Source organism: Candidatus Halocynthiibacter alkanivorans, assembly GCF_003333265.1.
Classification (GTDB): domain Bacteria; phylum Pseudomonadota; class Alphaproteobacteria; order Rhodobacterales; family Rhodobacteraceae; genus Halocyntiibacter_A; species Halocyntiibacter_A alkanivorans.
Genome location: NZ_QOLB01000014.1, coordinates 1 through 3,312, shown reverse-complemented (window position 1 = coordinate 3,312; position 3,312 = coordinate 1). Strand labels below are relative to the sequence as shown.

At 49.6% G+C, this 3,312-nt stretch carries 2 protein-coding genes; both read left to right on the top strand.

Annotation, left to right across the window (positions count from 1 at the left end; genetic code table 11):
* The coding region (locus tag DWA01_RS00185) for an N-acetylmuramoyl-L-alanine amidase (protein WP_200832464.1) at positions 1-1,355 on the top strand (1,355 nt) is incomplete at its 5' end.
* 193 nt (positions 1,356-1,548) lie between these two features.
* Positions 1,549-3,312, top strand: a 1,764-nt coding sequence (gene mutL / locus DWA01_RS00180) for a DNA mismatch repair endonuclease MutL (protein ID WP_114283623.1), incomplete at its 3' end; no start/stop codon positions are given.

The window sequence follows — 3,312 nt, the reverse complement described above, 5'->3', positions numbered from 1 at the left end:
ATGTGTCAGTTCATGCCTCAGTGAAAATAAATAATTTGCGAGTGTGGCTGGCACCGGAAAACACCCGTCTTGTTTTTGATTTATCGGGTGAGGTTAAGCATAAGATTTTCACTTTAAAGAATCCAGACAGAGTAGTGCTAGACGTTGAAGGCGTCACTTTAAATGTCGATTTAAATAAAGTTGATCTGGGAGAGTCTCCGGTAAAAAAGCTGAGGGCCGGCAGGGGATTACCCCTAAGGATTGTGCTCGATGTTTCGGAGCCACTAAAGCCCGTTAGTTTTTCACTGGCGCCCAGTGGTAATTACGGTCATCGTCTGGTCGTTGACTTGGGGCGAACAGCGGAGAAAAGGGCTGAAAAAATCAAGCCGTCAGTGACAAAAAAGGGTTTACCTGCACCTAGTGTTGCTCTTGTACTGCCTAGTGCTGATGTTGCTGCTGCAGCTAAACCACTAACGGGCAAAAAGCTCAGAGATATTGTGATAGCACTAGATGCCGGTCACGGTGGAGAGGATCCCGGAGCTATTGGTGCGTCGGGCTTGCGTGAAAAAGTTGTAGTATTGGCTATTGCTAAAGAGCTTGAAAAATTAATTGATGCTGAGCCTGGCTTTATATCACGGATGATCAGGCGCAATGATTATTATGTGAGTTTGCGTGGCCGTACTGCTATTGCGCGTAAAAAAAATGCGGATCTGTTTGTGTCGATTCACGCGGATGCTTTTAAAAATAAAAAAGCCAGCGGTGCTTCTGTCTGGGTTTTATCCAATCGCGGTGCGAGTAGTGAAGTAGGTCGCTGGTTGGCGCAAAAAGAAAACAGTTCCGATTTGATCGGGGGGGTTGGCAATCTCAGCTTGGGAGGCAAAGATAAAGTGCTCAAGGGGGTGTTGTTAGATATGTCGATGACTGCCTCACGAAAAGACAGCCGAGAAGTAGCGAAAAAGATTCACCAAAACATCAATAAATTTGCGAAAATGCATAAACCAAGTGTTGAACGAGCAGGTTTTTTGGTGTTGAAATCCCCAGATATACCATCGATTTTAATAGAGACAGGTTTTATCTCTAATCCGCAGGAAGAGCGAGCGTTAAAAACCACGGCTTATAGAAAAAAAATGGCACGCGCTATATTTAAAGGCATCAAAGAGCACTTTATCAATAAGCCGCCGGCCTTTACTGAAATATACCGACAAAAACACGGCGATGGATTAACTAAAAGAGTGCAGTATCAAGTGGTCAGTGGTGATTCTCTATCGCGTATTGCGCATCGTTACGGGGTCAAACTCGCCTCGTTAAAGTCCTTGAATAAAATGAAAAATGATAGAATTCGCATCGGTCAAAAATTGCAAATTCCCACCAGTTAAGTTTAACCCGGATATTGTATGCAATGCCGTGATGATAGCGCTGCTAATTGTTTTTACAGATTTTTTTTCGATTGAACGCCGTACTGGTATGTCCGGTTGATTGAGAAAGAAAAATCTGTAAAAACAAGGAGCAAGTTAGGGCACGAGCATTTGGGTGCAATATTCGGGTTAGAAATTAGTGCAGAGATAAAATATGCAGCGTATACAGTTACTGTCCCCCCGTTTAGCTAACCAAATCGCCGCCGGTGAAGTGGTTGAAAGACCGGCGTCAGTGGTAAAAGAGTTATTAGAGAACAGTCTAGATGCGGGGGCAACCAAGCTAGATGTCGATATCGAGCAGGGCGGTATTAAATTAATAAAAATCCGCGACAATGGCTTTGGTATTGAAAAAGATGACCTCTCGCTATCATTAAGTCGTCATGCCACTTCCAAAATTATTGAGTTGGCAGATCTTGAAGCAGTGGGCAGCTTAGGTTTTAGAGGGGAGGCGCTGGCCAGTATTAGCTCAGTGTCACGTCTCACACTTACCTCGCGCCGAAAAGATGCAGAGGCTGCTTGGTCGGTGCAAACCGAAGGGCGGGATATGTCAACGCAGATAACTCCGAGTTCACACCCTCAAGGTACCACCGTTGAAATGCGCGATTTGTTTTTTAATACGCCGGCGCGCAAGAAATTCCTGCGCACTGAGAATACCGAGTTCGGCCGGATTGATGAGGTTGTCAAACGTATTGCGCTGAGCCGTTTTGATGTCGGCGTGACCCTGCGCCACAACCAGCGCACGGTGCATCAACTTCAGCCAGCACAGACTATTCAGGAGAAGCAGCGACGCATCGGTCAGGTCTGTGGGCCTGCATTTCTGGAACATGCTGTTTTTATCGAGATGGAAGCATCCGGTCTGCGTTTGTGGGGCTGGGTATGTTTGCCGACCTTTTCGCGCAGTCAGCCAGACCTGCAGTACTTTTACGTCAACGGCCGTGTGATACGTGACAAACTGGTCTCCCATGCTATCAAGCAGGCGTACCGTGATGTGCTGTTTGGCGGCCGGCATCCGGCGTTTGTTTTGTATCTGGAGCTGCAGCCGTCGCTGGTCGATGTCAATGTTCATCCGACCAAGCATGAGGTGCGATTCCGTGATCAGCGCCTGGTTCATGACTTTCTGTTCCGCTCATTACACAAGGCCCTGGCCGATGTGCGTCCCAGCGATCACATGCAGGGCACGTCAGATCGCGACGATACTGTCGTGGGGCAGTCGAGCGCTGACAACTGGCAGAAGCCGGTTGAGCAGGCATCCCTGGGCTTGCGTGTTGACCAGAGCACGGGCGAAATTCTCCATAATGATTCTGCGCCGGTGTTGCAAAACAGTGCTCAGCGCTTTTCCAGTTACAGCGGGGCAAGCAGCAACAGTCGCGTCTTGGCTGACCAGGCGGCGCTCTATCAGAGCCTGGGTGAAGACAAGGAAATTCCGCCACTCGGATTTGCCCTGGCGCAGCTGCACGGCGTCTACATTCTGGCGCAGAATGCTGAAGGGCTGATTGTTGTGGATATGCATGCTGGGCACGAACGCATCACCTCTGAGCGCATGAAAACCGCCTGCGACACGCAGGGCATCAAGGCTCAGCCGCTGCTTGTGCCGGTCTCTCTGGCGGTCAGTCGCGCCGAGGCGGATTGTGCTGAGGAGCAGTCACAGTCACTGGCCGAGCTGGGTTTCGAGCTGGAAAGAGTTGCCGAAGAATCGATTGTCGTGCGCCAGGTACCGACTCTGCTGGCCCGCGCAAATGTTGAACAGCTGGTACGCGATGTGTTGTCTGATATTCGCGAGCACGGCCAGAGCGAACGAATCAGTGCCTATCGAGATGAACTGCTGTCAACCATGGCATGCCATGGGTCGGTGCGTGCCAATCGCCAACTCAGTGTACCGGAGATGAATGCCCTGCTGCGCCAGATGGAGCAGACCGAA